This is a genomic window from Streptomyces carpinensis (genome assembly GCF_002154505.1).
Lineage (GTDB): Bacteria > Actinomycetota > Actinomycetes > Streptomycetales > Streptomycetaceae > Streptomyces > Streptomyces carpinensis.
On the sequence record NZ_MUBM01000201.1, the window covers coordinates 15,759 to 42,731 of the forward strand.

Here is a 26,973-nt window from a genome sequence, read left to right on the forward strand (position 1 = left end):
CCGTACTCCGGGTCGGACCCGCGCCCCCGGCCGGTTCCGGCCTCCTGAACGGTCCGGGACTCGGGGATCTCCCCGACTCCCCGGTCGTCCGGTGCTCTCTGCCCGTCCGTGGAGTCCCTGCCGTCCCTTTGAACCATGCCCTCCGTATGAGCGGTGTGTTCCTTTTGGTTCTGATCAGTGACGGCTGTCACCGGTCACCTCTCCTTCAGCAGTACGGACAGCGCGGCAATGAGTTCGGCCTGAGGGTCCGGATGCACCTCGAGGGCGTCGAGCGGGGCGAGCCGGCGCTCCCGCTCGGCGTGCATCACCCGGTCCAGGTAGTCGGCGAGCAGCCGCCCGGCGCGGTCGCGCAGCCGCAGCGCACCGTGCGCGCCGATCCGCTCGGCGAGTCCCTCGCCCGCGGACCGCCCCCGGCGGCCCCCCAGCAGCCCGGTCGCGGCCAGCGCAGCGACCACCTCGGGATCCGGCGCGGCGTTCCGCTCGAGCTCGCGCACCTCGTCGTCGGCGTACTCCTCGAGCTCCCGCCGCCAGCGCCGGACCGCCAGCCCGATGCGGTGCTCGGCGCTCTCCGCCGACGGGTCGCGGTCGGCCAGGCCCGGGCCGCCCGCGGCCGGCTCGCGCCGCCAGGCGTCGTCGATGCGCTCATCGGCCGCGGTGACGGCGCACAGCAGCAGGGCGGCCAGGCTCTCCACGAGCGCGTCGAGCAGTTCACCGGCGGTGCAGTCCAGCGGGTAGGCGCGCCACCGTTTCAGGGCGTCCCCGGCGAGCACGGCGCCCGCATCCAGCCGACCCCGCACACGCGCGGACTCACCGTCGTAGGCGGCGTCGACGACGGAGGTGAGCCGCAGCGCGGCCGAGTACTGTGCGGCGGCGGCGCCGGCCAGCTCGGGCATCCGGACCTTCAGGGAGTCCAGGAGGCCGTGTGCCGTGCGGGCCATCGCGTACTGCCGGGCCGCGGGATCCTGCGCGTGGTGGACGAGCCAGGCCCGCAGCGGTGCCACGGCGGTGGCGGGCAGCAGCCCGCCGCCCCAGGCCGACTCGGGCAGTTCCGGCACGGTGAACCGGGGTACGTCGCCGAGGCCGGCCTTGGTGAGCAGCGCCCCGTACTGCTTGGAGACCTCGGAGACGACCTGGTGCGGCACCCGGTCCAGGACGGTCACGAGCGTGGCGTCGTACTCCTTGGCGGTGCGCAGCAGGTGCCAGGGGACGGCGTCGGCGTACCGGGCGGCCGTGGTGACCATCACCCAGATGTCCGCGGCGCAGATCAGCTCGGCGGCCAGGGCCCGGTTGTCGGCGATCAGTGAGTCGATGTCGGGAGCGTCGAGGAGGGCGAGGCCGGGGGGCACGGTCTCGACGGTCTCGACGCGCAGCACGCGGGCGGGATCGTCCTCGGATGTCAGCAGTTCGTCCCCGGTCAGGCCGGCGCCGGCATCCTGCCGGGGCACCCACGCGCGCGTGAGGCCGGGCAGGACGCGCACATCGCTGAACCAGTGGTGGTCCTCCGGGTGGCACACCAGCACGGGGGTCCTGGTCGTCGGCCGCAGCACCCCCGCCTCGCTGACGCGTCTGCCGACAAGCGAGTTGACGAGCGTGGACTTCCCCGCGCCGGTCGATCCGCCCACGACGACCAGCAGGGGCGCTTCGGGCTCCCGCAATCGGGGCACCAGGTAGTCGTCGAGCTGGGCGAGCAGTTCGTCGCGGTTGGCACGCGCGCGTGACGCCCCTTCCAGGGGTAGTGGGAAGCGTGCGGCGGAGACGCGGTCGCGCAGGGCGGAGAGTGCTTCGAGCAGCTGAGGCCGTACGTCCAAGGTCACCACATGTGCAGAATGCCCAATTTTAGGGGATTTCTGAAGCATATGAGCATGTCTGCGCGCCGAGTGAACACACGGGACGGAAGGGACTACTGGGACGAGGGCGCAACCGAGGCATAACGAGTGCACAACACCCGGTGCGCGAGACGCCAAAAGCGGTGCACGATTCGTACCTGCCTGCGATTATCAGGACCGCTTCACCGAACCTCCACATCGAGCCACGGAGGGGAAGCGACAGGGACCAGGACTCGGGAGCCCTATCCTTGTCCCCGGCACCGTCACGGATCAGCCCGCACCCGGGCACCACGACAGAGGCCACACACCAGGCCCCCGTAGCTCAGTGGATAGAGCAGGCGCCTTCTAAGCGCTTGGCCGCAGGTTCGAGTCCTGCCGGGGGCGCCACCCGCCAACAGCAAAAACGCCCTGGCGGGGATCTTCCCTCCAGGGCGTTTGGCGCCTTTGACGGCAACGACCCCGTCACTCGTCGGCCAGCAGGCCCCCGAGCCGATCCAGGGCGGCCCGCTTCTCGGTCATGTCGGCGTGCGCGTAGATGTTCATGGTCACGTCCAGCGCGCTGTGCCCGACGATGTCGCGGACGATGTGCGGCGGAATGCCGAGGCCGAGCAGCTGGGTCACGCAGGTGTGCCGGAGGTCGTGGAAGCGGACCTCCAGGCCCAACCGGTCGCGGATCGGGTAGAAATGCCGATTCAGGTTCCGTGGCTCGATCGGGGTCCCCCGCCTGGTGGTGAAGACCAGACCGGTTTCCCGCCACCGCTCTCCCGCGGCCGCCCGCTCTTCGGCCTGCCGTTCACGGCGCCGGCGCAACGCCTCGACGCATACGGCCGGAAGCGGTACGGGCCGCTCCGAGCGGCGCGTCTTGGGCGCGCTCAACGTCAACTCACCGTTGACTCGCTGGAGTGCGGTACGGATCTCCAAAGATCCCCCGTCCAGATCAACGTCCGACCAGTGAAGCCCCAGCAACTCACCCCGCCGCAGCCCCAGGTACAACGCGAGCACGTAGGCCGCACCGAGCCGATCATCATGCACATCGGCCAATAGCTTCTTCGCCTCGGCGACGGACAGGCCGCGGCCGACGCGGTACCGAGGAGTCTGAACCTGCACCAGCTTGGCGACGTTTCGCTGCACCAGCTCCTCACGGACCGCGTGCTGGAGGGCATTTCGCAGCACCGCGTGAAGGTACTGGACCATGCGAGGCGACAACCGACGCTCACAGCATCGCCTGGGGGACGCGGCACAGCAGCGACGCTGGCCGGCCGGGCGGGCGGCATCACGTCCCTGAGCGCAGCACTGGCATGCCTGCCGGGCCCAGTCGAGGAAGAGGCGTACGTCCTTGGCGGTGAGCCGAGCGAGCTTCTTCTTTCCGAGCCGAGGGACGATGTACCCGTCCACGCACTTGCTGTAGCTGTAGACCGTCGAAGATCGCACCTTGTGGCGCACGACGTGCTCAAGCCAGTAGGCCAGGTAGGCGCCGAGGCTTTCGGTCGTGTCGGTAGCCGGGATGCCCTGGTCGCTCTTGGCGAGCATCTCGGTCAGCTTCTTCCGGGTCTCTTCCCACGTCTTGCCGTAGACCCGGCGTCGTTTCTGGGTTCCGTCCGGCATCAGGACGAAGCCCGCTCCCTCGTACCGGCCGTCCTTGCGACGGTAGATGGTGCCTTCGCCGTTGGGATTCCGCTTGGCCATCAGGCAGCCTCCTCGATCTCACGGGCGATGAAGTCACGCAGGGCGTCAGCGGGAACACGGCGAGAACGGCCAACAGTGATGGAGACCAGGCGGCGGGAGCGGATGAGGTCGTACACGGTGGAGCGTCCGAGCCTCAGCCGCGCCATGACCTCGGGCACGGTCAGCAGTTCGGCGGTGGCGGTAGTCATGCTGCGGCTCCTTCCAGGGCGAGTTGGTCGCGTAGGGCTTCACGGGCGGTTTCGCGGTTGAGCTGGAGGTCTCGGGCGATGGTGGCGGCGAGGGCGGACTCGCCGGGGGTGTGGCCGTGGCCGGCGTACTGCCAGTCGGCCAGGACGAGGACGGTGTCCGGCTCGACGTCGTCCAGGCCGAGGGCGGCGTGTTCCTGTGCGGCGCGGTAGTCGGCGCGTGCCTGGCGGAGGGTGCCGAGGGTGGTGGAGTAGCGGCGGGACTTGGCGGAGAAGTGGCCGCGGAAGCCGAGCATGTGAGCCCAGGCCCACAGGCGCCGGTCGGGGTACAACTCGTCGAGGTCGCGGCTGCGCTCAGCGCTCACAACCGCGTCGATGACGCCCTGGCGGTGATCCTCGAAGCCGAGTCTTGGGCCCCCGAGCAGGTACGAAGCCACTACCTCGCACGCGAGCTGGTCCTCACATGGGTGCGCAACCACTGCGGCCGGCCAAGCCCGACCATGGCGTCACTCGCCGATCGGCTGCACGTGGTCTAGGTGGGTACGCTCGGCTGCATGGCAGCCAACGAGCACGAAGCGAAGATGGCGCATCCGCGCATGGCAGCGGGTGCGCTTTTCTTTGATGCCGACGGACGTGTCCTCATGGTGGAGCCAACCTACAAGGACTACTGGGACATCCCCGGAGGCTACGTCGAGACCGGCGAATCACCACTTCAGGCTGCGGCCCGAGAGGTACGAGAAGAACTCGGCATCACGCCCTCGCTCGGGTGCCTCCTGGCCGTCGACTGGGCACCCAACACCACCGAGGGCGACAAGGTGCTGTACCTCTTCGACGGAGGCCAGCTCACCTCAGAGGTTGTCGAAGGGATCCGCCCGCAGGCCGACGAGCTGAAGGGCGTCAGGTTCGTACCCCCGCACGAGATCGCAGACCGCACGATCCCGCGACTGGCCCGCCGTATCCGAGCAGCGATCGATGCCCGTGCCAAGAGCGCCCCGGTGTACCTCGAGCACGGCCAGGCGCCGGGCAACGCGGCGGCGTAGCAGGCCGGGCAAATGCCAACCGCGAGCCCACGACACTCGGCATCGGTCGCCGGGATCACCGTCCGCGAGGACGGCAGGATCCTCGTCATCCGCCGAGCGGACAACGGCACCTGGGAACCACCCGGCGGCGTACTGGAACTGGACGAAGCCCCGCAGGCAGGCGTCGCTCGCGAGGTCTTCGAAGAGATCGGCATCACGGTCGACGTACGCCAACTCACCGGCGTGTACAAGAACATGAGGCAAGGTGTCGTGGCCCTGGCCTTCCGCTGCGAGCCAGTGGCCGGCACCGAGCGGACGTCCAATGAGACAACCGCCGTCGAATGGCTCACTCCCGACGAGGTACGCGAGCGCATGTCCGAGGTCTTCGCGATGAGGGTGCTGGATGCCTTGGATGGCAACGGCCCCCAGGTCAGGAGCCACGACGGACGGCGACTCATCCCAGCGGGATAAGACTTTCTCTACTTCATCAAGCACCCGTCGTCGCTTCGCTCCTCCGGGCGGGCGCGGGCGGCCGGCGGCGCCCGCGCTCATGTCTCCGCCCCGCTCGGCACCGCCGGCCGCCCGCTCCCGCCCAAGAGGCAGGTACACGGAGCATGAGGTCAGAACACGTCGTGGCTGGGGCGGTCGGCTCCGCGACTTTAGCCAGCCACTTTGGCGCGAGCCTCGAAGATCATGGCCCCAACGTCGTGCTTTAGCGGGCAGGTCCACAGACTGCCCGACGCGCCGGAAGCTTACGGGGCCATGATCACTCGCGCCAAAGCAGCTCCAGGCCAAAGTCGCTAGGCCGACCTCGTGCGGACCCTGCCACAATTCGCAGGTGGCGCTGAGGCTCACCCTCACCTCCTGACCGTCGTGCGCCGTCACCTGACCGAGAACGCCGCGACCGTGGCCGCATGGACACCGGAGCAGCGTGAGGCATACGTCCGGACCGTCCTGGCACCACTGATCCCTTCGGAAGCATTGCTACGCGAGCTGACCACGGCATGACTGGTGCACCGGTCTACTGGTGGGATGAGTCTGGGCCGTCTCTGGGCCGTCCGAGGCGAACCGGCGTTGACAGATGATGACAACTAGTCCCGGCATCCACGCAGGTCACAGGCTCAGCCGCAGTGAGCCGCCGCACGCCAGAGACTTGGGTCATCACTTCCAGAAGAACTGATCGAGTGCTGCATGCGCCCTTGACTCGGTCATTGAAACTCCCGGCCAGAGTCGTCCCGCCGACCTCGGAGTACGGTGCCCGCCATGAATCCTGGTGATCTCGCATCAACGCTCGTTGTCTTCCTGGAGGACCGGCACGGAAAGGCACTGGTGAGGCTTCCGAACGGGTCGAAGACCAGCCTGCCTCATGAGTGCCTTGATCTTGTTGAGGCGGGAGAGAACCTGCTCGATCACGTGTCTCGTGACGATCTCACCTAGGAGCCGGTTCGCGAGCGGTACAGGCGGCTCCCTCGGTCCCACGGCGATCCGCTGTTGAGCATCCTGGCGGAGGCCATGGCGCATCTTGTGGCAGCAGTCGACACCAGCACGGATGAGCAAGCGTCGCCGGACGCGGTGTCCAGATGGTTTGAGTACCCGGCGTACCTCTTTGATCGTCTCGACATGGAGGACCGGCATCGACTCGCGAGCTTGTTTCGCGAAGCGGCCATGAAGGAGCCGGAGGGGCCGTGGCGCAACGCCCTGTTGGAGGTGCCGAATGGGTTTGGCCTCGACGATGACGACGAGGGCTGAGCGCCAAGGCCGGGCTCACTCCGGGGTTCAAAATCCTGTGGCGGGCTCTCCGTGCTCTTGTCAAGGGCGCCTCGATTCCTGACATCAACGCTTGACACCAACAGGCGCGAACATCGCCGGTCAACGCCGAACCTCAGCGGTCAGCCAGCCGACGCGCAGGGCAGGTTGACCGAGGTTGACAGCGGCCCGTGATCGACCTGATAAGGATGAGGCCAGAGCTCCAAACAACGGGGCGATGCACCCGGCAAAGGGTGCGTCGCCTCCCTCACCTGAGCTCGTCATCGAGGTGCCCCGGCCGTCCCCCGATGTAATCGAGACTGTCAGCCCGGGGTGCCAGAAACACCCGCATGGCGTACAGATTCACGGCGCAGCTTGCTTGCGGGTTCGATGATCCGGACCAAGACGACTGTGTGATGGCGGGAGTGGCCGAGTCGGACGACGAGGAGGGGTTCTCCTTGTTGTTCACGTGCGACTTCGACGAGCCCGATGCGCAGGAAGTGTCCCTGGGCATGGACACACATTCTGTTCGCGAGGTTGAGGCGACAGATCCAACCGGCATCCGGTGGCAACGCTACAAATCCGGTGATGACGCGACCGTGGCCTTCTGCCAGTGGTGGCCAGGAAAACAGGCGGGCGGCCTGACATCAGCGGCCGACACCAACCGGCGTACACGTGCGCACAGCGGCACACCGTTCGCACGATGAGTCCCGCGAGTGACCAGCTGGGTTATCCAGGCGGAGAGTGGTGATTACAGGGGCACGCCCACAATTCTTATCAGAAAGGCGGTTCGTCGGGCCATTGCGAGATGCTGAACTGACTAGCAAGCTCGGCGAGCCCATCATCTTTGAGAGCACCCGCGTATTCTGACCGCTTGGACCAAGGGGTAGCTTCGAGCAGGACGCGGCGCATCCCAAACCGGTCATGACGGGATCCCGCTGAGTTACTCCCTCAGGCTGTCGTCATCGTCCTCAATTGGCGTGTCGGGAAACACCGCATGGTCGCCCCGTTACCGTGCGGGGGTCGACCACAAAGGACTGCCCGGCGGCTGGCGGGTAAGGGCTCCCTCAGCCGCGTACCGGCGTAGCCCGATCGAGAGGATCTGGACCTTGAGCGATTTTTCCCGCCGCTACCTGCTCAGGGCGTCAGCGGCCGCCGGCGCCGGGGCGGTCGTCGTCCCGGGCCTTATGGCCGCAGGCGCGCCGGACATTGCGGCCGCGAGCACCTCGGGCCTTCTGGCCGCGAGCGACCCGACTAAAGGGTCGTCGGGATGTCCGCCGGCGAAGCTGACCGGTCGCGTCGTCCGCCCCGGTGACGCCTCGTACACGGATGATCGCATCGACTACGACCAGCTGTTCTCTCACTACCCGCTGGTCATCGTCTTCGCCCAGAAGACCCAGGACGTGGTGAACGCCCTCACCTGGGCGCGGCAGCACAACGTCGCACTGCGGGTACGCAGCGGCCGCCACGCCCTGGAGGGCTGGTCGAACATCGACAACGGCATCGTGATCGACGTCAGCCAGCTCAAGTCGGTCCACATCGACACCAACACTCGTATCGCGAAGGTCGGCGCCGGCCTGACCCAGCAGGAAGCGGTGACGGCGCTCGCCAAGCAGGACCTCGCGGTCACGACCGGAAGCGAGGGCAGCGTCGGCTTGGTCGGCGCGACGGTCGGCGGCGGCCTTGGCCCCCTCAACCGCTATCTCGGCATGGCCTGCGACAGCCTGATCGGGACCGAAATCGTCGTCCCGTCGGGTCGCGACTGCGCCAAGGTGATCCATGCCGACCTGAAGGACCACTCAGACCTCCTCTGGGCGCTCCGTGGGGCGGGAAACGGCAACTTCGGAATCGTCACGCAACTCACCTACAAGGTGCACCCGCTCAAGCGCATCGCCTACGTGACGGCGACCTGGGACGGCCTTACGGACCTGCATGGGATCTTCGATGCCTGGCAGCGCACGGTACCGTTCGCCGACAACCGCCTCGGATCCGAAGTCGAGATCCACAAGTCCCAGATCCTGCTGTTCGCGTGGCTCGCGGAGGGCACGGCGGCAGAGGCCAAAAAGATGCTGGCCCCGATCCTGTCGATCGGCACGCCCGATGTGAAGGTGCAGGTCGGTAACTGGGGCCCCATCTTTGCCGGAGCCCAGGTCCCGCGCTCGCAGGAGCCCGCCAACGTCAAGTTCTTCTCACAGTTCGCCAAGAAGCTGTTCCCGAAGAAGGCAATCGACGTCATCGGCTACTACATGCGAAACGCTCCCACGGAGGACAGCAACTACTTCGTCGATGCCTTCGGCGGAGCGATCAAGAAGGAGCCCCGCGGCGGCACCGCGTTCGTGCACCGCGACGCGATCTTCTACGGCGAGATCGGCGCAGCCTGGGGGACTCCTTCAACGACACCAGGCGTCTGCGACCCGCTCACCTCGACGTGCCAGGCCTGGACCGCCGAATTCAGCCAGGCGATGCGCAGCTTCGTGGACGGCGCCTACGTCAACGTGCCGAACGTCGGCATGCAGGAGTGGGAGACCGCCTACTGGGGGAGACGCCACTTCGAGCGGCTGCGCGAGATCAAGGCGAAGTACGACCCCTACAACGTCTTCCAGTACGAGCAGAGCATCCCGCCCGCGTCACGCTGATCGACGGTTCGCCGTCGGGGCCCCGCTCCGGTCAGGCTCGGCCTTTCACGCAGAAGGGCCCGACGCAGTCGAAGGGGTGTCGTTAGCCTCGATCTTGCCTGAGGGATCGTCAGCTTGCTGACGATCCCTTTGCTCGCTCAGAGTGAAGATTTCTGCTGCGGGCAGGGCTGACGGTCCGGCTGTCGTGCCGGGTGGGCGCCGGGTTCTCGGGGCCCACCCTTGCATGCGGCCTATCTCAAGAGGAAGATCCTGCCGGTCAAGGAGGCGCGATGCTGCCGTTCATGCGCTGGTCCCTGGCCGCGATGGGGTGTCTGATCGTTCTCGGAAGTCTCGCCGGCCGCTGGTGGGAACGCACCATGGTTTCGAAGGGACAGAGCCCCGGCCAGGTCATGCGCTTCTTCTGGCCCCCTCTCCTCATGGGCCTAGTGTTGATCGGCGGCCAGGTGCCCGGCCTGTTGCACGCGCCCTACCCGGTCGTCGAACTCGCTGACGCGCTCAGCTTCGCGTTGGCCATCATGGCTGCCATCACGTTGCTCTTCGCCCTCCGGTCGGGCGTCGCTTCTTCCGGTGGCGCGGCACAATGTGACAGCCACGACGGCGGGTGCCCACCAGGCTCCTCTTAAGGATCTGCCCGACCGACTGCAATACAGCAGCGAAGTACAGCAACCACAGCAACCGGCCCCGTCCGGCAGCGTCCTCGTACGGCCGTCGCCCGACCGGTATGACCGTCACCGACCGATCCACATAGAGCTACGGATCAGAAGGTGACAGACTGCGCGGCCGCACCACAAGCGCACCAGATAGAGCGGGGAACAGCGGGGAATCACGGTGAAAGCAGGAGCCGCCGACGGAGCCTCAACCCTGGGGTTCGCCCAAGTCAGCAGTCGAACCACCCCCAAATGCTCGGCTTCCCAAGCTGATGGCCTCGGCGCTCAGTACGGCCGCCGAATCTGGTGCTTTCAGTCACGCTGGTGAGCCAAACGGGTGATCAGCAGACCGGCAAGTCCGGCGACTGACCGGCACAGCAACCAAGCCTTTCCGTGGCCGTCTGGGTGCCAGTTTGGTCAATCCCGGAGCGGGAGGACGAACCTCTGTATCAGGATGCTCCCGTGGACGCAGGGGTGTGGATAGGGGCCGCCGCGGGGCTCGCCGGCGCGCTGGTAGGCGCTGGAGGGTCGATCGCCACGACGCTGGTCACTCAACGACATCAAAAGGCCGAAGCTCGCAGAGAAGAGCGGGCACGGCTTGCGAGGGAGACAGTCGACGCGATCACCCAAGAACTCATCGCCCTCAGAGAGCTTGCTTGGACGTACCCGGCAGAGGACGCTCCGGAAAGAGCTATGCGGCACTTTCGTTTGGCAGCCAACAAACATCACCAGCGTATTGAGGTCACTCTTGTGAGGGTTCCAGACCGTGCCCTCGGAGAGCGTCTCGGAGACGTCCTGATGGCCAGCCGGATGGCCTTTCAAGGCCTTGAGGGATCTCACACTGAGCGCAAGCAAGGTGCATTCAGCGTCACCTATGAGGGGCTGAGTTGCCTTGGTGCGTTTCTACGGGAAGAGCCCTTGCCGCCGCTCACGGTGTATACGCGGGATGCCAAAGCACGCCGCTTGGCGGGTCAAGACGCGGTTCGAAGCAACGCAGGGCCCGCCTTAGGGTCCCCGGAGGGGCCAGAAGCTTAGCAGTTGGGCATAGCCAACGGCCTGGCATCAATGGTTGACATCAACACCGCAACTCGACGTCTCGGTCGGCAGTGACGGCAATGCTGACGGCAACGACAGCGGACGCCAGCGGCACGCAGCAGCCTGGCACGGTGCCGGCGCGTGTTGGCAGACCGCCACACCACCATGTGCCCGCATCTTCTAAGCGCTTGGCCGCAGGTTCGAGTCCTGCCGGGGCCGCCACCGAAAGCCCTCCCCTCGGGAGGGCTTTTTCGCTGGTCAGAACGGGTGACATACGACACGCCGAAGCCCCGGGCACTCCCCCGACGATCAAGGGAAGGCTCCGGGGCTGTCCGGCTCTCACCGGGTTTTCGCGGGTGGCTGTGTCGAATACGTGTCGAAGTTCCCGGCCGCCAAGATCAGTCGGCTTCGGGCCACTCAGGCAGATCCCCTGCCGCTTCCAGCCGCCTCTTCAGGTCGTGAAGCTGCCCATCGACGCATCGCGCGTAGGTGGCCAGAAGCACAGGCACGCTGTTTCCGGCCCACTCCGCCACCTGCGCCGGCGGGACCCCGTCGTTGAGCCACTTGGTCAGGCGCGTATGCCGATTGTCGTACACGCGCCTCCCCGTGGGTGATTCGAAGACGTGCGGAGGCAACGCCGCCTTGCGGGCACCGCGCCAGGCTCGGCGGATGACGGAGCCCGCGAGGATGCCACCCGTCTCGCCCTGGAACAACAGATCTCCCGGCTCCAGCTGTTCATCCTCGATGTGCTGCCGCAGGATGCGCGTGAGGGCGGGATGTCCCGGCACGGTACGGGTGTCGCCCTCGGCACGGCCTTTGAGGTCGCGCTCTTCGTGGATCTTCCCCGTGTCGGTCCACTGCCTGCCGACCTCCGGAGTCGCAGTGTGGATCAGCAGTTCACACCACTGGTCGTCAGCGCCGGGATCGGGAAGCGTCACGTCTTTCACCCGCATGGCCACCGCTTCCTCTGGCCGCGGACCGCAGTAGTAGAGCGTGGCGAAGAAGGCGTGCAGCCGTCTGCCGCCGCGAGGCCGGCGCCGGATCCAGTCCAGGAGTGCCGCCGCCTGCTCCTTGCCGACGAGCTGCACGTCAGCCACCTCGGCCGAGATCGCGTCCGCAGCTCGTCGAGCCGGGTCCGCAGCTCAAGCGCTCTCTTCGGGTTTTTCCGGTCGTTCAGCCGGGACGCTGCCTCCAGGAGCGTCGCGGCAGCCTGGAAGCCGAGGTGCACGATGAGCCGCGTAGGCCTGGCGACGTTCCTGACGAACCCACTTCCAGCGTTCCTCCACGACCCGGTCGCGTTCGCGCTGCTCGACAGTGGCCGAGAACAACCAACGGCGACCGCTGAGTACGCGAACCTACCAGTACTGAGCAGGAAGAACGCAGATCACCAAGGTCCCCGACAAGACCCAGAGCAAGAAGGCATCGAGGCCGCTGGTCTGACTGCCGGCGCCCACCCGCGTACGCGATCTTCCAACTGGCGCCATGGCCGCACGTTAGGTAGGGCCCAGGTTCTTCCTGTGCGCACTGGCGCGCGTCCTGACTACGCAGTCGCCTCTGTGCTCAGCATGCCGCCTGACTGGTTGGCACAGGTGCAACCGGTCGGACCGCGGTGAAGTCCTGGAACTCGTAGCGGGTGGCGGATAGCAACAGCAGCCACTCGTCGCAGCCCTGCCACGGATAGAGGTCGCCGGCGCCTCCTCGCACCACCCGCGGTCCGTCCCCGGTGCGGGGGCGTGCGTCCACCGGCGCGTCCGCGAAATGCGGGATCCACATGTCAGCGCAGATTTCGTTTGCCGACCCCATCGCCGCCAGCCCGAAGGCGTTCTCAGCCGCGGCAGTGCGCTCCTCGTCGGCAAAGTCGTCGAGGACCTGGTCCTCGTCCGGCCTCCCATTCCCGCGGAAGGTCAGCGTGGTCGTGCCTGCCCGGGCCGCATACTCCCACTCCGCCTCGCTGGGCAGCCGGAACGGCAACGTCCCGAGCAGGTCATCCAAGTCGTCCTCGAACCGGGCCGTGCTCGAAGCCGAGTCGGCGAAGCTGTCCTCGTACTCGGGTAGCCAGTGCCGTACTTGCGCCACCGTAAGCGGATGACGTGCGATCAGGAACGGCTCGACCCGCACTTCTCGGACCGGGCGTGCCCGGACAGCACCAGCGAAGAACGCCTTGAGGTCGTCATCGGCACAGTCGGCCCGCTCGATGGCACGAACAGCGTCCAGTTCCGCGTCGGACAAGCCCATCCGGAACGTCCCACCGGGTACAGCCCGGAAGATCACTCCGGAGGGGGTGTGCCGCCAAGCCGGTCGGCCGGCCACGATCTCTTGAGCCCACATGGTGCCGGACGCTAGCAGTTGGGCATTCCGGACGAAGGAGGGGACCTGGATCCCATCGCGCGGCAATAGAGCTACGGGCCAGAAGGCTGCTGACATCGAGCGCTGACATCAGCGACGCCGAACTGAGGCGTGCACCAGCACTTCTGTCTGGCCGCCGCACCAGTCGACGACGGCAGCCGGAGGCCGTGTTCGTAACGAGCGGTCCGGCCGGTGAGCCGACAGGTTCCGGGTGCGCGGCGGCCCCGTAGAACTGGCTGGTTCCGGAAGGGGGGCCGGGCGCGGGCGGCCCCCCGGAATTTAGGAGGCAGGGTTCCACTGCTGATTCCGCGGGGCCGCCGTTTTTCACGCGTACCCTGCGGTGCGTCCGATACGCCCGATCTCTTCCAGTCATGCCAGCTTCTGCTTTCTCACGTACGTGAGGCCCGGCCAGCGTTCCGGCCGGGCCTCATGCTTCTTTCGCGGGGCAGCGTGCCCCGCGCGCTCAGGCGCGCTCAGGCGCGCTCACTACCAGCGGTACCAGCGGCCCCTTCGGCCGCCGCTGTCCGCGGACCGGACGACGAAGCCCAGCAGCCACACGACGAGCACGATCACCGCGATCCACCACAGTGCCTTCAGTGCGAAGCCCGCACCGAAGAGGATCAGAGCCAGCAGAAGAACCAGAAGCAAGGGAACCATTGTCATCAACCTCCTGACCACCGGATGCCCTTACTTCAGGCCTACAAGCACACAAAATATGAGTTACTTCCACCGGGCTAAGGGCATCCTCACGCCCTGCACGATTCCCCTTCTCGCGTATCGCACGCACCACGGCCACCCATCGCCGGTCACTCAATGCGTCGCTCTGGCCATAGGTTTACCGGCGAGATGAGAGGCCATGCGCACATCCAGCACCTGAAACCGGCACCGAGGAAGGTGAGCAGTATGGCCGCCAGCGAGAAGGCCAGGGCCAAGGCCGAGCAGGCCGTCGGCAAGGCCGCCCAGGCAGCCGGACGTGCCATGGGCAACCAGACGCTGATCGCCAAGGGCCACGCGGCCGAGGCCGCCGGCAACGCCCGCCAGGCCAAGGAGTCGCTCAAGGACACCGGTCGGCCCTGAGGGGCGCGGAGTACCTGCGTGTAGGGGCGGTCTCGGTCTCGGGGCCGCCCCCACGCCTGTGCCCTTATAAGTCCCGGGCCGGACAGATGCCAGGCACCAGTGCGTGTCACACCACCTCAAACCCAGGGCCTATCAGGCGACATCAAGCGGACCATCCAAGACGGACCCGCTCTCCGGACGGCTCTGCTGCGTGCATCCTGGGCGGCATGACGAATCCCGGCGGCTCGTACGTGAAGGTGCACTTCCGGCTCGAGACAGAGGGCGACTGACCTCCGGCCTCGGTGGAGAGCCTTTAGGTCATCGATCAGGGTGACGGCACCGTGCGGCTCGACAACGTCCCCTGGTTCGTCCCGAGGCATCGCCTGCGGAGACATCGTGACCACGGAGGCCGACGAGGAAGGCGTGCGATGGGCCGGCGAGGTGGTTCGGCGTTCGGAAAACTGCACCATCCGCCTCATCGTCTTCCGTGACGGCGGCTCGGGAGCTGCCCGACAGAGCGTGTTCAACGCGTTCCGGAAACTCGGCGTCGATGGCGAGGGCATAGAGCGGTTCGGCATGGTGGCCCTGGACGTCCCGCCCACCGCCGATCTGGCCAAGGTGCAAAGGCTGCTCAACCATGGTGTGGCCAAGGAGTGGTGGGCCATGGAAGAGGGGTGCATCCCCGCGCAGTGGCGGGCCGCTTCCGTCAGCTGACGCCGATCACGTGGGCAACGGCGGGGCCGCCCCTGAGCCGTCCGAAACCGATCGGCAACAGCCGACAACGGCTGATGGGCCACTGCTGACTAGTGTCCCGGCCCACACATTCCCAGCGTCTCAACCTCCCCGGCAAGAGGCAGGGCATGAAGACCGGCGAGTCAGGCCGCCCTGGGGAGGCGGCCGTGTCGAACCCGTGCCAGGTCAGGCAAGGAACTCGGCTTGCCAGTTCAGCATACATCACAAGGAGGTCACGGAATCTCCATCCAACCTTCACTTTTCTTCACTTGCTGCGCCAATTGACCCTGCGGCATGGGGCGCTGTCCCGGCCGCGCAGCCAGCGACCGGAGGAGAGGCGCACCGACTCGGCCTCGAACGCCAGCGATGGCAGGCAAAGTGACGGCACGACGGAGGACCAGTACATGCGCATTCGCGGCATACTCATCGGCAGCGTCGCAGTCTCTGTGGCGGCGATAGCTCTCGGCACCACTCCCGCCTCGGCATCGGTCAACTTCGACCCGACCACGGGCACCGGCTTCATCGGCAAGGGGGACGTCCAGACCGCCCTCGGCTACAACAACGCCGCGCTCCAGAAGGCCGTCGACAGCAAGAGCCTCGCGTTCACGGCCAAGCAGCCGACGTCCCAGTCGCTGTCGCAGGAGGTCGTCCAGGCCGGCTCGCAGACCGGCTCGCAGGTCGGCGTCCAGTCCGGGACCCAGACCGGCACCCAGGTAGCCACCCAGGTCGTATCGCAGGACCTGACCTGCAATTACACCAACGGCAACGGCACCAAGACGTTCCACCGCGACGGCGTGCGCGACGGCGAGCGCACCGGTACCCGGACGGTCTCGCACGTCGGCATCCGCGAGGGCAGCCGGGACGCCTCCCGTGAGGGCACCCGGACCGGCAGCCGTACCGGCGTCCTCACCGGCACCCTCGGTTATGACATCGACGTCGAGGCCCGCAAGGCCAACCAGTACACCGGCTTCATCCTCAACGGCTGGAAGGGGGAGCCGTCGTATGCGGCCGGGACCACCAGCTGGAACTCCCCGGCCTCGTTCGGAGACTGGTCGTTCGGCGACTGGTCGTTCGGCAACTGGTCGTTCGGTGACTACAAGTTCGGCGACTACCAGTTCGGCGACTACGCGTTCCAGCCCGTGACCGATGTGCAGTGGGGCGCGTGGGACTCGGCTCCGGGCGAGAACCCGGACGACTGCCTCCGCAGCACCAACGCCGGCAAGATCACGGCTCTCAGCAACGTCATCACGCCGGGCGCGATCACCGAGGGCGCCGTCACGAACGGCGCCCTCGTCGACGGCGCGATCACGCCGGACAGCATCAGCGACGGCGCGATCACCGAGGGTGCGACCACGTACGGCAACATCGAGAGTGGCGTGAGAATCTCCAGCGGTCCTGCCAAGCTCTTCGTCAACGACAAGGCCCTCTGAGCCGCCGCACCACATCAGCTGCCCCCGGCCAGACGTGGTGGTCGGGGGCAGCTCCTTGCAGCGCCACGTGATGCCGACGCGCGAGGGCCGCGCCATCCAGTCCGGAGAGCCCGGCCGTCCGCGTGCCGCAGGACTGTCCGGCGGACTTGCCGGACAGGCCCTGCTCCCGAGGAGGGATCAGCGCTTGAGCGTGAAGGTGAAGTCGCCGGAGAGCTTGCCGTTCAGCCGGACTGCCGAAACGAGCTTCCCCTCCGTGATCAGTCTCTCGGCCTCGGCCCGTGAAAGGCCGCAACCTTCGGCGATCAGTCGCACCGGCCGGACAGGGATCCGCGCCGCGAAGCGGACCGAGACGTCGATCACCTCGCGGTCCAGGTGATCCGATCCGCCGGTGTCGAGGCGCCAGGCGTTGTCCCAGTCGAGGGCGATGCGGTTACGGCGCCGCACGACGGGGTCCTGGAGCAGTTCAGCTGTCAGGCCAGGGTCGTTGTCATGCAGCCGGTCCAGCAGCTCAGGCCGTACAAAGCGCACATTCATCCGCTCCAGGACCGTGAGCTTTGCCGTTTCCCCGCAAGCGGTACAGAGCGCGAGGAGCCAGGCGTCGATGAGCTTGTGGTGTGCGTTGACGCGGAATTTGCCGCTTGCCCGGAAGCGCTCTGACGCGCACGCGTGGCAACCGCGGAGAACGAGCGGCAGGCAGGTGGGCGCGACCACCCAGTTATCGAGCACAGAAGTACACCGGTTCCAGTGAGAAGTCCGCAGCAAAAAGCAGCGCGGCGCACATGCGCGACGCGCGACGAATCAGCGCTCGGGAGGTCTCACAGGGTGTACAGCGGCACGTCCTTGACCAGACGACTTGGATCGGCAGCACGGTAATGGCGCACGGCGGCGCTGCTCCACTGGTTTTCGAGCGCCCCACCGCCAGGTTCGGTCCGGCGGATCACGGACCAAGCCAGAGCCCGGATCCCGGCGACGGTGACGGTGACGGTGCGTGGAAGACGTGGGCCCGCTTGTCGCCCCCTACTTCATCAAGCACCCGTCGTCGCTTCGCTCCTCCGGGCAGGGCACACCGTGCATGAGGTCTGAACACTTCGTGGCCGGGGATCGGCTCCACGACTTCAGCCAGTCACCTTGGCGCGGCGTACCCCGGGGCCACCTCGCTCACCTGGACGTCGGAGAAGACCAGGGTCAGAACATGGGCGTTGGTCTCGATTCGGACCTCGTGGAAGTCGATGCCAATGGCCTGCGCCCACCGGGCAGCGGCCTCCGACCCGGAAACGATGGTCGCGCCGGGATAGAGGGGCTGCCACTTGACGCCCCAGACGAAGCCGTCGAGATCCTTCCCCGTCTCGCAGGTTGTGAGCCTCTCATCCAACGAGGCCTGCCATGTTGCGGGCGCCAGCGAGGTACGGCAGCGAGCCTCCACACAGTGGCGGAACAGGTACCGGTAGTCGCCCGGAGGGATGTCGGTGCTCGGATCCGCCGCCATGTGTACGACCAGTTCATAGTCGCGCATGTACTCGGCGTAGCCGTGATGGACCAGTGCCTGATCAAACATCTCGTCGAGTACGCGCTGGAGATCCGGGACATCCATGGCCCAGTTCTACATGGCGCGACGTCGGGCCGTCTCCGGGCTGTTCGAGGCGGACCGACTGCGCCCCTGACCGGTCATCGGAACTCGACCGCCCTCGGCTGTCAGTGGCAGTCGAAGCGCCAGTCCCACGGGAGGCCGGGGCACAGGCGGCAATGGAAGAAGTAGACGCCGCCGCAGTCGCCCAGCTGTATGTCGCCGGTGATGGTCAGAAGGTGCTCCATGCGGTGTCCGCTCTCGCAGTCCGGCCAGTCGGCAGGCTGGGTCCAGGCCGGCCAGCCGCCGACCTTCGTCCCGATGACGTTGGAGTCGGGTGGCCACATGGCGCGGCCCGTCGGCAACCGGAGACGAGGTTCCCAGGTCTCCCACATGCCCTTGGGCAGATCAAGCCACCTCGGATAGTCCTCCGCCGCGATCGGGGACAACGTGGACGGTTCCGGCATGTTGTCCTCGTCGTACTCCCCCTCGCTCACTCCGGGGATCTCGGACAGCAGCCCGCCGGCCACGACCTCGGCCTCGTTGCGCCAGTACAGCTGCGGCATCACCGGCCCGGGATCCTGCTCATGTATCAGCGCGCACCACACCAACTGCAGCAGATCCTTGCCCTCCGGGAACTCCAACCCCGGCACATCCCGGGCGAACAGCTGGAGGATCGGCACCATCGGCACCGCGCCCGGGATGATCTCGGTGCGGTTGCGCCAGTCGGTCCCGTACGTCCAGTGGTCTTCCTGCGCGCAGTACGGCCACGGCTCGTCCGCGGGCCACAGCAGCCTGCCTCCCAGCGAGCTCTCCCGCACGCCGGGGTCGCCTGGCTCCGGGTTGAGGAGGGTGGTGTCCCGGGCAAGGCCCGCGTATTCCGGTATCAGGGTGCGCAGGTCCTTCGCGGGCGGCTCGGGTGTGTCTCCGGGCATCGTGGCTCCTCAAGACGTACAAACATCGACGGGACGCTGCGGGAACGTTAGTGCGTGCCACTGACAACCCCATGCAAGTGCGCCGATCGGCACGTCTGGTGGGGCCGGGCCGACCGGCCGGCCGGCCGGATGAGCAGTTGGAGGTCTGCACGGTGCCGGGGTTGTTCCGCTGACATCCAGCGTCGACATCAACGATCACGGTCAGCGGCAATGACCGGCGGCCACGTGCGGCCCCCGTGCACGCGGTGGACCGTGACCAGGCCGGGGCGGGATCGAAAGCGTCCGCACTGGATCACCGGCTGCGTGAGTCAGCAAGCGAAGAGCCCGGCGCCATGTGGGCTGGTGCCCCGACCGATCCTGGTCATTCCCTCCGGTGAATCCACGTCCGGGCGAGTTCCGCGACCCAGGTGGCCGCCGCGTCGGGATCGGGCGGGGGTCCGCCGACGACCACGAGTTCTGCGACGCCGGCTGCGGCGAGGGCGGGCAGGTGCTGCGGTGTGCCGTCGCTCAGCGCGACGGCAACTGCGAAATCGTCGAGGGCGCGACCATGGCGGGCGCACTCGTCGGCAAGGACGGCGACGCGCGAGCCGACATCGGCCGCCGGGACGTTGAAGCCGTACCAGCCGTCGGCGAGCATGACCGCGCGGCGCAGGGCGGCATCGCTGTTGCCACCGACCATGACCGGGAGCCGGCCGCCACGCAGCGGCTTCGGGTTCACCCGGACCGCGTCGAAGCGGGTGAACTCCCCCGCGAAGGAGGCCGGATCATCGGCCCAGAGAGTGCGCATCGCGGCGAGATACTCTTCCGCGCGCCGCCCACGCCTGGCGAAGGGGACTCCGAGCGCCGCGAACTCCTCGGCCGACCAGCCGACCCCGATGCCGAGGCTGAACCGCCCGGCTGAGAGCACGTCGAGTGTGGCGGCCTGTTTGGCGACCACGACCGGGTTGTGCTCAGGCAGCAGGAGCACGCCGGTGGCGAGCTCGATCCGGCTGGTGACCGCCGCCGCGAAGCTCAGGGCGAGCAGCGGGTCCAGCCAGTCCTCGTCCGCGGGCACGGCGATCCGGCCGTCCTCGGAGTAGGGGTAACGGGAGACGGGCGCGTCCACGAGCACCACGTGCTCGCCGCACCAGAGCCTCGCGAAGCCGTGCGTCTCCGCGGCAGTGGCCACCGCCCGGATGACCTCCGGACGAGCACCGTCACCGATGCCGAGCGCATGCAGCCCCACTCGCATCCGCCACCTCCTGACGTCACCCTAAGTGCGGGCCGCGGACGCGTTCGGGTGACGTGGCACGCCGCGCGTGGAGGCGGCACGGCATGTCACCCACGCGGGCGAGGCCACCGCCCTTGCCCGCGCCGTCATTCCGGCCCCGCCCGGCGAGCCGCCGGGTCTTCCGGCCGCCGAGTCTTCCGGCCGGAACACGTCGTGACCGGGCGGTCGGCTTCAGGTCACCGGGGAATGCGTCGTCCCGCTTCGGTGAGGACGAGTGTCAGGCGGCCCGACCATTCACCGTCGTCCGGATACTCCCAGTTCTCGGCGTCCGCCAGCAGCGCAGGAAGGTCCTGTCGCGGGATGGAAGGACCGGGTTGGAGACCGCGGGCCCCGTCGGGAGCGATCCAGGGAACGAGGCGGCACACCTCGACCCAGCCTTCGTCGACCAGCGGCAGCAGGATTTCGGCAAGATCTGAGGGCCCCCCGGACGCGAGCGGCTCGTCCAGATCGCCCCGGACACCGGGAAGGAGGTCGATCTCGGACGCGTTGATCATGAATGCGCGCTGTGCGGGCGACAACTCTTCTGCACCGGGATACCTCATTCAGAGATCATCACAGCCGCGGCAGACCATGGGGATCTCACGTCCGGTCACTCCTCCGCTCGTAGGACACCGACGACGAGACCGGCGATCCCGAGGCGAACGGGCAGTGGAGTCACTGGCCGAGCTGGGCCGCCAGGAACACCGCTGCCACCGAGGGGCGGACTGCGTACGACGCGCCCGCGCTCCCCTCGGGGGCCTCCCACCAGTAGAACGGAAAGCGCCGCCCGCTGTTGCTCTGTCCCCTGCTCATCCCGGACAGGACGCCGGCCACGCGCCGCGCCGGGTCGCCCTCGTTCGGTCCGCCGAGGACCTTGTCCACCAGCTCCGCGCAATGGATCCTCCGGCCGGGGTGGCGCAGCAGGTACTCGAACACTCGCCGGGCCTGCGGCGCGAGTTCGTCCAAGAACACCGCGGCGCGCTTCAAGTCCTCCGGGCCCCATTCCGGGTCATCGCAGTGCCCCCCTTGACCAGAATGCTCAGCCCACCGCGGGTCGGTCTCACCCAGATACGCCGTCACGTCCGCCCCCAACCCTGTTCTCGAGCATCTCCATTCTGCCGGAGCGTCCGGGGCCTTCGCCCGGCTCTCGCCTCAGGGAGTGACGATCGCGAAGTCGGGGTCGGGGGTGCTGAGGTGGTCGAGGAGTCCGGTCAGGCCGGCGATGTCGCCGGTGACCTTGACGTTCTCGCGGCCGGCCAGGTCGGCAGGGGCGGTGGTGCCGAGCAGAACCGCCCGCAGGTCGCTCTCGGGGAGGGTGATCTCGACGTCCGGGTCGGCCGCGGCGGGCCCGGTGCCGGTGACGTGGGTGAGGACGCCGTTGCGCAGCCGTAGGGTCACGGGCTCGCCGTCGGTGAGGTTCAGGCGGACGGTGATGTCCGCGTCCCAGCTGCGGGGACCGTCCACGCGGATGGCCAGGGAGTCGAACAGCTGCTCAAGCGTCAGGGCGGCCAGCATGTCGGGCGAGGTGGTGGCCGTGGGGGTGCCGACCGAGCCGTGGCGCAGTTCGTGGGCGCCCGTCAGGTAGAAGTTCCGCCAGGTACCGTTCTCGCTGCCGTAGCCGAGCTGTTCCAGGGCGTCGGCCTGCAGCTCCCGGGCCTCCGCGTGCTCCGGGTCGGCGAACAGCACGTGGTCGACCACCTGCACCACCCAGCGGAAGTCGCCGTCGGCGAAGGACTGGCGGGCGCGGCGCACGACCTCGTCGGCGCCGCCCATGAACTCCACGTATCTCTTGGCGGATTCGACCGGGGGATGCTGCCACAGATGAGCCGGGTTGCCGTCGAACCAGCCGAGATAGCGCTGGTAGACGGCCTTGGCGTTGTGGTTGACCGAGCCGTAGTAGCCGTGGGTGTGCCAGGCCCGCTCCAGCGCCGGGGGCAGCTGGATCTCCTCGGCGATCTCCGGCCCCGTCAGGCCCTGGTTGAGCATCCGCAGGGTCTGGTCGTGGAGATAGGCGTACAGGTCGCGCTGCTCGGTCAGGAACGTGACGACTCGTTCGCGGCCCCAGACCGGCCAGTGGTGCGAGGCGAACGCGATGTCCGAGGACGCGCCGAACAGGTCGACGGTCTCGGTGAGGCAGCGGGCCCACACCCGTGGGTCGCGGACCTCGGCGCCCCGGAGTGTCAGCAGGTTGTGCAGGTTGTGGGTGGCGTTCTCGGCCATGCACAGCGCCGCGTGATCGGGGAAGTGGATGTTCAGCTCCGCCGGTGCCTCGGTGCCGGGGGTGAGCTGGAAGACCATCCGGATGCGGTCGACGGTCGCCGTCTGTCCGGTGCGGGTGATGTCCGCGGTCGGCGGGATCAGGCCGACCGAGCCGGTCGAGACGGTCTGTCCGAGGCCCGTGCCGAGCTGCCCGCGCTCCCCCTTCCGCAGGGCGGCGCCGTACATGTAGGCGGCACGGCGGTTCATGGCCGTGCCGGCGTAGACGTTCTCGCGGACGGCGTGCTCCAGGAAGCCCTGCGGGGCGAACACGGGCACGCCTCGGGCGATGTCCTCGTCGCCGACGACGCCCCGTACGCCGCCGAAGTGGTCGACGTGGCTGTGGGTGTAGAGCACACCCGTCACCGGGCGATCGCCGCGGTGGGCGCGGTACAGGGCCAGGCCCGCCGCCGCGGTCTCGGCGCACAGCAGCGGGTCGACGACGAGGACGCCGCGTTCCCCCTCGACGATGGTCATGTTCGACAGGTCGAAGCCCCGCACCTGGTAGATGCCCTCGGTCACCTCGAACAGCCCGTGGTCGGAGCACAGCCGGCTCTGCCGCCACAGACTGGGGTTGGCCGTGTCCGGGCACTCCTGGTCGAGGAAGCGGTAGGCGTCCAGGTCCCACACCGTGCGCCCGTCGCCGTCCCGGATCACGCTCTCTTGCGCCGTGCCCATGAACCCGCGCCGTGCGTCCTCGAGGTCCCGGGCGTCGTCGAAGGCGAACCGCCGCCGCACGGCCACGTTGGCCTGCGCGATGCCCTCCTCGGCAGGCTTGGCTTCGATGTTCCGGGCCATCTCGATCTCCTCGCGGGCGACGTGCGAAGAACCGGCGGCACGGACCGGCGCGGTCAGTGCCGACCTGGGCGGTCAGTGCGACCCACCCTCCCCGGGACCCGCACCCGGCACGACCCGGTGTACGCCGTTGGAGGGAGCCCGGCCAGACGCCCCGGCCGAGAGCACCCGCCGGAAATAACGGCCGAGGGCCCCGGCCGAGAGTGCCCGCCGCGAGGGCAGGCCGCTGAAGCCGGCCCCAAAAGCAAGCCGCTGGTGCCTGTCGCCTCGGAGGGAGCGCCCGCCGCCCCGCACTGCCCTCCCTCCGGGGGCGTTTTCACTGTTTGCCCTGTTCAAAACAAGTGATCCGGGGCGGGGCCACCGGCACCGGGTGGCCTCGTCCGGTTGAACGGGAAGTGCGGTCGCACCTTCTGCCGCCGCACTCACCGAATCAGTCAGGAGAACGCGACGTCTCGCATCGCGAAAGCGGCTGCCGTAGCGCTCGGCACGGGTGCCGTGGTGGTTGACGCCGTTCGTCCCCACCCATGTGAAGGGCCCCGGCGCCTCGAGCGCCGGGGTCTCTTCATGGCTCACGTGCAGCCGGCGTCCCCATGGCTCACGCGTACCGGTAGATCTGGCCCATGTCCTCGAGTTCGTCCGGTGTGACGTCCCACGGCGGCAGCTTCTGGTGCCGGGCGACGATCCGGCCGCGCTGCGCGTCACCCCGGCCGGGCGGGGTCGCGGGCAGGTAGCGGGCACCGCGGTGGCGTCGCTGCCAGCGGGTCCACTGAAGGTCGATGAAGGCGTGATGCAGCCAGAAGATCGGGTCGTTGACGGAGGCGCCGCCGAGCATGACGCCCCCCACCCAGCGGTGCACCCGGTTGTGGTTGAGCCAGGAGGCGCTCCCCCGGCCGGTGCCCCATCCCTCCAGTTTGTTGCGGAACCCCTTCCTCGCCGTCGAGTCCCAGGGCGCCACGTCGTAGACGGGGTCCTTCAGCGCCCACTCCAGCTCGCTCTTCGTGGGTAGCTGGATCGGGGCGCGGGCGCGGCCCAGGTCCCGGGTGAGGAACTCCCCGTCGGTCACGCCCTCCCTGAGCGTCCAGTTGCCGTGCGCGTAGGCGAACGGACCGGTCGTCACCTGCTGGTCGGAGCGCCGCCCGTTGCCTCCCATGAGGTCCTCGCGCCAGGGCACGGAGGTGGTCGTGCGGTGGCGTGTCCAGTCCCAGTAGGGCACTGTCACCGAGGAGTCCACCCGGCGCAGCGCCCGTTCCAGCTCCAGCAGGAACTTGCGGTGCCAGGGCAGGAAGGAGGGCGCCATGTGCGCCGGACGCAGGCCGTTCTCGCCGTCGGCGGTGAAGTACCGGATGTGCGTCCGCACGAAGTCGTCGTACTCGCCGCGCCGTTTGATCGTCAGCAGCGCGTCGACGAAGCGTCGCCTCTCCTCGCGGGTGAGATTGCCGACGTCCTTACGCGTGTACGCCACCGTGTGCTCCCCCCATCAGCAGGCGGTGCAGTTCCTCGCCGACGGGCCCGGGGGCCAGGTCGCGCAGCCGCTGGCCGGGGCCCAGCTCGTCGACGGCGCCGCGGGCGGCCTCCAGGGGTGTGCGGTACGACTGGTAGTGATCGACCAGGCTCAGCCAGGTGCCGTCGGCGCGGCGCATCAAGTGCAGCGGACGGCCGTCCACCGTGACGTGCCACTCGCCGGCCTTGACGCCGCTGCTCCGGTGCCTCCACACACCGCGGATGCGGCGGCCTCGGTAGGTCTCCTCGAAGGTGGTGTCGCCCGGGCGCGCGGGCCGTGAGGCGCCGACCACCACCGGGGCCATCGCGGCGGCGACGGCGGAGGCGAGCAGCCTGCGCGTCGCCTCCCGCCGCGTACTGCCCGCCGGACGGCTCGTCCCGGCAGCCGCTGCGGCCGCCGTGGCGGCTGCCCCTGGGCCCACTCCGGTCCTGACCGTCGCGGCCCCGACCGTTCCGCACGTCCGCCGCGTACTCACCGTGCCAACTCCGCTTGCCGTACTGGTTGTACTCGTTCCCGTACCCGTCTCCACCGGTACTCCGCCGATGCCGACGACCATGGCGCGCTCCTCGTTCGGTTCGGTTGTCCGTAGCCGTAACCACCGAACGCCCCGTGCGGTCACCGGCACGGGGCCAAACGGATCAGCGTGCCGGACCTCTCGTTCGGATCATGTCGGCCTGATCCGAACGAAAGACCCTAGAGGCCCGGGCCCGCCGTGAGGTCGGCGCCGGGCGCGGTCTGCAGCACGGGGCCGAGGACTTCCAGTTCCGGCAGCTTCAGGTCGGGCAGTCCGGCGCGGCCGGGCTCGGGCGCGGTCAGTGGTCCGTCCACGGACAGGCCCGGCGCCAGTGCGCGCAGGCCGGAGGCGGGCGCCTCGACGCCGACGTGGTCGGAGCCGTCGTCGAGGACGTGCGCCAGAGGGGCGCGTGCGTCCAGACCCGGCAGTCCTCCGTGCACCGGTACCTGCGGCACCACGCGCTCCGGAAGGAGTCGCCCCCGGACGAGACGCAGTCCCTCCGGCGTGCCCGTCGTCGGCACCGGAAGCTCACCGCCGACCTTGGGCAGCTTCATACCGAGGGCGCTCTCGGCGCCGCCCAACGGCACGGAGACGGGGACCGATCCGACCGCCGCGGCGGGGGTGGCCGTGGCGGCGCCGACGGCTGCCGCCACGCCCGTGACGACGGCGGCAAGGGTTCCTCGAGTGGTCGGCTTCATGACAGGCACGGTCCCTTTCCGATGTGAAGCACAAAGTCCGTAGCGCCCGACGATCCTGTCTTCGCCACCGGCGCAGGATTCCTCCGAGTGCCGCAGTAGTGGGACCTACGGCGGGTGTCACGGGTACGACGGGCCTCACGGCTCCCCCGATCACCTGCGGCCGGGCGGACGCGCGGCCTCAGCGTTGCAGCGGGAGTCCGCCGAGCAGCGGGGCGTGGGCCTCGTTCAGGCTCTTGGTGGCGCTGTTCACCGTGTGGAGCAGCGAGCCTTTGTTCTCGGTGTCGAGCGCGTCCGACTGGTGCTGGAGCGGCATCACGTCGACGGGGCCCTTGGTGAGCGTGTTCACGGCGCCGTTGAGGCTGGTGGGCGTCAGTTCGGCGGTGTCGTAGGCGAACGCGGGCGCGGCGGCGCCGGCGGCGACCAGAGACCCGGCAACGACAGCGGCAGCCTTCAGGGACTTCATCGTGTTCCTTTCTTTCGGCGACGTACGTCACCGGCGGCGATGGTGTCGCCGTGCCCAACGAGTCCGAGGCGGGCCGGAAACCCCGGTGCAGGAGAATGTCGAGTCCTCATATGAGAGGCAGACCTCACAGAGGAGACAGAACAGCCGTTGTGCCGACTCCGGTGGTCGGTACAACGGCTGGGTGAGTCCTGGGCACAGTGCTCGGCGTGTTCCTAGGAGCGTGCTACCACCTCGACGTCGTACCCGTCGCCGCGGGCAGTGTGACGGCGGGAATCGCGATGTCGGGCACGGTGACGTCCAGGACCGTGACCTCGGGGACGGTGAAGGCGGGCAGCTTCCTCGGCGAGACTCCCGGCGACGTGCTCGGCGGCACCGACGGAGCGCTGTCCCGCAGCGTGACGCCGACCAGGTCGATCAGGCTGGTGACCGCCGGGGGCACCCGACTGACGTCTCCGGACGTGACGGACTCAAGGAGGCTGCCGACGCCTCGCTCGTCGGATCGGCGGCCCGCCACGCAGCCGCCGGGGTGTCCTGCGCTGCCCCTGGCCGTCGCTACCTTCTTGGCGAGGGCGTCCTTCGCCGCGTCGCCGAGCCTCTTGGCTCGTCGGCCGTCAACTTGCCGTGGTCGGAGCTGAATACGGCGATCGCCAGATC

The 26,973-nt window shown here is 68.3% G+C and carries 27 protein-coding genes, 1 tRNA gene and 2 pseudogenes; 10 read left to right on the forward strand and 20 right to left on the reverse strand.

Going from position 1 to position 26,973, the window contains the following annotated elements; all coding sequences use genetic code 11:
• Positions 1–194: 194 nt before the first annotated feature.
• Positions 195–1,817, reverse strand: coding sequence for a dynamin family protein (locus tag BZY54_RS25860; RefSeq protein ID WP_086727724.1), 1,623 nt, complete (start codon positions 1,815–1,817; stop codon positions 195–197).
• Positions 1,818–2,137: 320 nt separating this feature from the next.
• Between BZY54_RS25860 and BZY54_RS25865 the strand changes: the two genes are divergently transcribed.
• Positions 2,138–2,213: transfer RNA gene (locus BZY54_RS25865), tRNA-Arg, on the forward strand.
• A 75-nt stretch (positions 2,214–2,288) separates the two neighbouring features.
• Here BZY54_RS25865 and BZY54_RS25870 read toward each other — a convergent pair.
• The 3 genes and pseudogenes from BZY54_RS25870 to BZY54_RS25880 all read right to left on the reverse strand — a co-directional run.
• Complete coding sequence (locus tag BZY54_RS25870; RefSeq protein WP_086727725.1) at positions 2,289–3,512, reverse strand: tyrosine-type recombinase/integrase; 1,224 nt, start codon at positions 3,510–3,512, stop codon at positions 2,289–2,291.
• Complete coding sequence (locus BZY54_RS25875) at positions 3,512–3,700, reverse strand: helix-turn-helix domain-containing protein (protein ID WP_086727726.1); 189 nt, start codon at positions 3,698–3,700, stop codon at positions 3,512–3,514. Before BZY54_RS25875 ends, BZY54_RS25870 begins: the two co-directional genes overlap by 1 nt.
• Positions 3,697–4,038: pseudogene (locus BZY54_RS25880) on the reverse strand (replication initiator); the annotation flags it as partial. The pseudogene BZY54_RS25880 and the gene BZY54_RS25875, both read right to left, overlap by 4 nt.
• A gap of 213 nt (positions 4,039–4,251) precedes the next feature.
• Here BZY54_RS25880 and BZY54_RS25885 point away from each other — a divergent pair.
• The 6 genes from BZY54_RS25885 to BZY54_RS25910 all read left to right on the forward strand — a co-directional run bounded on the left by BZY54_RS25885 (position 4,252) and on the right by BZY54_RS25910 (position 9,721).
• Entirely contained in the window at positions 4,252–4,737 is a 486-nt protein-coding gene (locus BZY54_RS25885) for an NUDIX domain-containing protein (protein WP_086727756.1), read from the forward strand.
• Between the two features lie 12 nt (positions 4,738–4,749).
• The gene (locus BZY54_RS25890; RefSeq protein ID WP_086727727.1) at positions 4,750–5,187 is read left to right on the forward strand and encodes an NUDIX hydrolase; all 438 of its coding nucleotides are present in this window, start codon (positions 4,750–4,752) and stop codon (positions 5,185–5,187) included.
• Between the two features lie 1,020 nt (positions 5,188–6,207).
• The gene (locus BZY54_RS25895) at positions 6,208–6,465 is read left to right on the forward strand and encodes a hypothetical protein (RefSeq protein ID WP_086727728.1); all 258 of its coding nucleotides are present in this window, start codon (positions 6,208–6,210) and stop codon (positions 6,463–6,465) included.
• 347 nt (positions 6,466–6,812) lie between these two features.
• On the forward strand, positions 6,813–7,169 hold the full coding sequence (locus BZY54_RS53570; RefSeq protein ID WP_244217334.1) for a hypothetical protein: 357 nt from the start codon (positions 6,813–6,815) through the stop codon (positions 7,167–7,169).
• 402 nt (positions 7,170–7,571) lie between these two features.
• The gene (locus BZY54_RS25905) at positions 7,572–9,098 is read left to right on the forward strand and encodes an FAD-binding oxidoreductase (protein WP_086727729.1); all 1,527 of its coding nucleotides are present in this window, start codon (positions 7,572–7,574) and stop codon (positions 9,096–9,098) included.
• A 269-nt stretch (positions 9,099–9,367) separates the two neighbouring features.
• A complete protein-coding gene (locus BZY54_RS25910; protein ID WP_086727730.1) occupies positions 9,368–9,721 on the forward strand; it encodes a hypothetical protein in 354 nt (117 codons plus the stop codon).
• 1,457 nt (positions 9,722–11,178) lie between these two features.
• Here BZY54_RS25910 and BZY54_RS25915 read toward each other — a convergent pair.
• The 3 genes from BZY54_RS25915 to BZY54_RS25925 form a co-directional block, all read right to left on the reverse strand.
• A complete protein-coding gene (locus tag BZY54_RS25915) occupies positions 11,179–11,868 on the reverse strand; it encodes a tyrosine-type recombinase/integrase (RefSeq protein WP_244217335.1) in 690 nt (229 codons plus the stop codon).
• A 472-nt stretch (positions 11,869–12,340) separates the two neighbouring features.
• Positions 12,341–13,015 carry a formylglycine-generating enzyme family protein gene (locus tag BZY54_RS25920; protein ID WP_208640765.1) on the reverse strand — a complete coding sequence of 225 codons (675 nt, stop codon included), beginning with the start codon at positions 13,013–13,015 and terminating at the stop codon, positions 12,341–12,343.
• A gap of 597 nt (positions 13,016–13,612) precedes the next feature.
• Positions 13,613–13,783, reverse strand: a complete 171-nt coding sequence (locus tag BZY54_RS25925) for a DUF5670 family protein (RefSeq protein ID WP_086727732.1) — start codon at positions 13,781–13,783, stop codon at positions 13,613–13,615.
• A gap of 246 nt (positions 13,784–14,029) precedes the next feature.
• Here BZY54_RS25925 and BZY54_RS25930 point away from each other — a divergent pair, with 246 nt between their 5' ends.
• The 3 genes and pseudogenes from BZY54_RS25930 to BZY54_RS25940 all read left to right on the forward strand — a co-directional run bounded on the left by BZY54_RS25930 (position 14,030) and on the right by BZY54_RS25940 (position 16,344).
• Positions 14,030–14,203 carry a CsbD family protein gene (locus BZY54_RS25930; protein ID WP_086727733.1) on the forward strand — a complete coding sequence of 58 codons (174 nt, stop codon included), beginning with the start codon at positions 14,030–14,032 and terminating at the stop codon, positions 14,201–14,203.
• A 281-nt stretch (positions 14,204–14,484) separates the two neighbouring features.
• Positions 14,485–14,896 (forward strand): annotated as a pseudogene (locus tag BZY54_RS51720) (DUF4265 domain-containing protein).
• A 422-nt stretch (positions 14,897–15,318) separates the two neighbouring features.
• Positions 15,319–16,344: a hypothetical protein gene (locus tag BZY54_RS25940; RefSeq protein WP_086727734.1), complete on the forward strand. Its 1,026-nt coding sequence runs from the start codon at positions 15,319–15,321 to the stop codon at positions 16,342–16,344.
• Between the two features lie 177 nt (positions 16,345–16,521).
• Here the strand turns inward: BZY54_RS25940 and BZY54_RS25945 are convergent, their stop codons facing one another.
• The 13 genes from BZY54_RS25945 to BZY54_RS26000 form a co-directional block, all read right to left on the reverse strand.
• The gene (locus tag BZY54_RS25945) at positions 16,522–17,070 is read right to left on the reverse strand and encodes a DUF1062 domain-containing protein (RefSeq protein ID WP_086727735.1); all 549 of its coding nucleotides are present in this window, start codon (positions 17,068–17,070) and stop codon (positions 16,522–16,524) included.
• A gap of 89 nt (positions 17,071–17,159) precedes the next feature.
• A complete protein-coding gene (locus BZY54_RS54805; protein ID WP_279634706.1) occupies positions 17,160–17,285 on the reverse strand; it encodes a hypothetical protein in 126 nt (41 codons plus the stop codon).
• A gap of 182 nt (positions 17,286–17,467) precedes the next feature.
• Positions 17,468–17,935, reverse strand: coding sequence for a YxiG-like protein (locus tag BZY54_RS25950; RefSeq protein ID WP_086727736.1), 468 nt, complete (start codon positions 17,933–17,935; stop codon positions 17,468–17,470).
• A gap of 101 nt (positions 17,936–18,036) precedes the next feature.
• Positions 18,037–18,843 carry a YwqG family protein gene (locus BZY54_RS25955; protein ID WP_086727737.1) on the reverse strand — a complete coding sequence of 269 codons (807 nt, stop codon included), beginning with the start codon at positions 18,841–18,843 and terminating at the stop codon, positions 18,037–18,039.
• A 361-nt stretch (positions 18,844–19,204) separates the two neighbouring features.
• Complete coding sequence (locus BZY54_RS25960; RefSeq protein ID WP_086727738.1) at positions 19,205–20,074, reverse strand: LLM class F420-dependent oxidoreductase; 870 nt, start codon at positions 20,072–20,074, stop codon at positions 19,205–19,207.
• Positions 20,075–20,289: 215 nt separating this feature from the next.
• The gene (locus BZY54_RS25965; protein ID WP_143668123.1) at positions 20,290–20,655 is read right to left on the reverse strand and encodes a hypothetical protein; all 366 of its coding nucleotides are present in this window, start codon (positions 20,653–20,655) and stop codon (positions 20,290–20,292) included.
• Between the two features lie 112 nt (positions 20,656–20,767).
• Complete coding sequence (locus tag BZY54_RS25970) at positions 20,768–21,079, reverse strand: DUF6416 domain-containing protein (protein WP_086727758.1); 312 nt, start codon at positions 21,077–21,079, stop codon at positions 20,768–20,770.
• Positions 21,080–21,244: 165 nt separating this feature from the next.
• Positions 21,245–23,146, reverse strand: coding sequence for an alkyl/aryl-sulfatase (locus BZY54_RS25975; RefSeq protein WP_086727740.1), 1,902 nt, complete (start codon positions 23,144–23,146; stop codon positions 21,245–21,247).
• 592 nt (positions 23,147–23,738) lie between these two features.
• The gene (locus tag BZY54_RS25980) at positions 23,739–24,605 is read right to left on the reverse strand and encodes a tyrosinase family protein (RefSeq protein WP_086727741.1); all 867 of its coding nucleotides are present in this window, start codon (positions 24,603–24,605) and stop codon (positions 23,739–23,741) included.
• A complete protein-coding gene (locus tag BZY54_RS25985) occupies positions 24,589–25,065 on the reverse strand; it encodes a tyrosinase cofactor (protein WP_244217337.1) in 477 nt (158 codons plus the stop codon). Before BZY54_RS25985 ends, BZY54_RS25980 begins: the two co-directional genes overlap by 17 nt.
• Positions 25,066–25,337: 272 nt before the next feature.
• Positions 25,338–25,856, reverse strand: a complete 519-nt coding sequence (locus BZY54_RS25990; protein ID WP_086727743.1) for a hypothetical protein — start codon at positions 25,854–25,856, stop codon at positions 25,338–25,340.
• A 178-nt stretch (positions 25,857–26,034) separates the two neighbouring features.
• Positions 26,035–26,319 (reverse strand): hypothetical protein, encoded by a 285-nt coding sequence (locus tag BZY54_RS25995; RefSeq protein WP_086727744.1) that lies wholly within the window; start codon positions 26,317–26,319, stop codon positions 26,035–26,037.
• Positions 26,320–26,542: 223 nt separating this feature from the next.
• Entirely contained in the window at positions 26,543–26,758 is a 216-nt protein-coding gene (locus BZY54_RS26000; protein WP_143668124.1) for a hypothetical protein, read from the reverse strand.
• Positions 26,759–26,973 lie beyond the last annotated feature (215 nt).

Excerpts from the sequence above, each read along its gene's own strand:
- BZY54_RS25870 (WP_086727725.1), bottom strand. The coding sequence starts at position 3,512 with ATGGCCAAGCGGAATCCCAACGGCGAAGGCACCATCTACCGTCGCAAG.
- BZY54_RS25875 (WP_086727726.1), bottom strand. The coding sequence starts at position 3,700 with ATGACTACCGCCACCGCCGAACTGCTGACCGTGCCCGAGGTCATGGCG.
- BZY54_RS25885 (WP_086727756.1), top strand. The coding sequence starts at position 4,252 with ATGGCAGCCAACGAGCACGAAGCGAAGATGGCGCATCCGCGCATGGCA.
- BZY54_RS25890 (WP_086727727.1), top strand. The coding sequence starts at position 4,750 with ATGCCAACCGCGAGCCCACGACACTCGGCATCGGTCGCCGGGATCACC.
- BZY54_RS53570 (WP_244217334.1), top strand. The coding sequence starts at position 6,813 with ATGGCGTACAGATTCACGGCGCAGCTTGCTTGCGGGTTCGATGATCCG.
- BZY54_RS25910 (WP_086727730.1), top strand. The coding sequence starts at position 9,368 with ATGCTGCCGTTCATGCGCTGGTCCCTGGCCGCGATGGGGTGTCTGATC.
- BZY54_RS25920 (WP_208640765.1), bottom strand. The coding sequence starts at position 13,015 with ATGGGCTTGTCCGACGCGGAACTGGACGCTGTTCGTGCCATCGAGCGG.
- BZY54_RS25925 (WP_086727732.1), bottom strand. The coding sequence starts at position 13,783 with ATGGTTCCCTTGCTTCTGGTTCTTCTGCTGGCTCTGATCCTCTTCGGT.
- BZY54_RS25930 (WP_086727733.1), top strand. The coding sequence starts at position 14,030 with ATGGCCGCCAGCGAGAAGGCCAGGGCCAAGGCCGAGCAGGCCGTCGGC.
- BZY54_RS25940 (WP_086727734.1), top strand. The coding sequence starts at position 15,319 with ATGCGCATTCGCGGCATACTCATCGGCAGCGTCGCAGTCTCTGTGGCG.
- BZY54_RS25950 (WP_086727736.1), bottom strand. The coding sequence starts at position 17,935 with ATGGATGTCCCGGATCTCCAGCGCGTACTCGACGAGATGTTTGATCAG.
- BZY54_RS25955 (WP_086727737.1), bottom strand. The coding sequence starts at position 18,843 with ATGCCCGGAGACACACCCGAGCCGCCCGCGAAGGACCTGCGCACCCTG.
- BZY54_RS25960 (WP_086727738.1), bottom strand. The coding sequence starts at position 20,074 with ATGCGAGTGGGGCTGCATGCGCTCGGCATCGGTGACGGTGCTCGTCCG.
- BZY54_RS25965 (WP_143668123.1), bottom strand. The coding sequence starts at position 20,655 with ATGAGGTATCCCGGTGCAGAAGAGTTGTCGCCCGCACAGCGCGCATTC.
- BZY54_RS25975 (WP_086727740.1), bottom strand. The coding sequence starts at position 23,146 with ATGGCCCGGAACATCGAAGCCAAGCCTGCCGAGGAGGGCATCGCGCAG.
- BZY54_RS25990 (WP_086727743.1), bottom strand. The coding sequence starts at position 25,856 with ATGAAGCCGACCACTCGAGGAACCCTTGCCGCCGTCGTCACGGGCGTG.
- BZY54_RS25995 (WP_086727744.1), bottom strand. The coding sequence starts at position 26,319 with ATGAAGTCCCTGAAGGCTGCCGCTGTCGTTGCCGGGTCTCTGGTCGCC.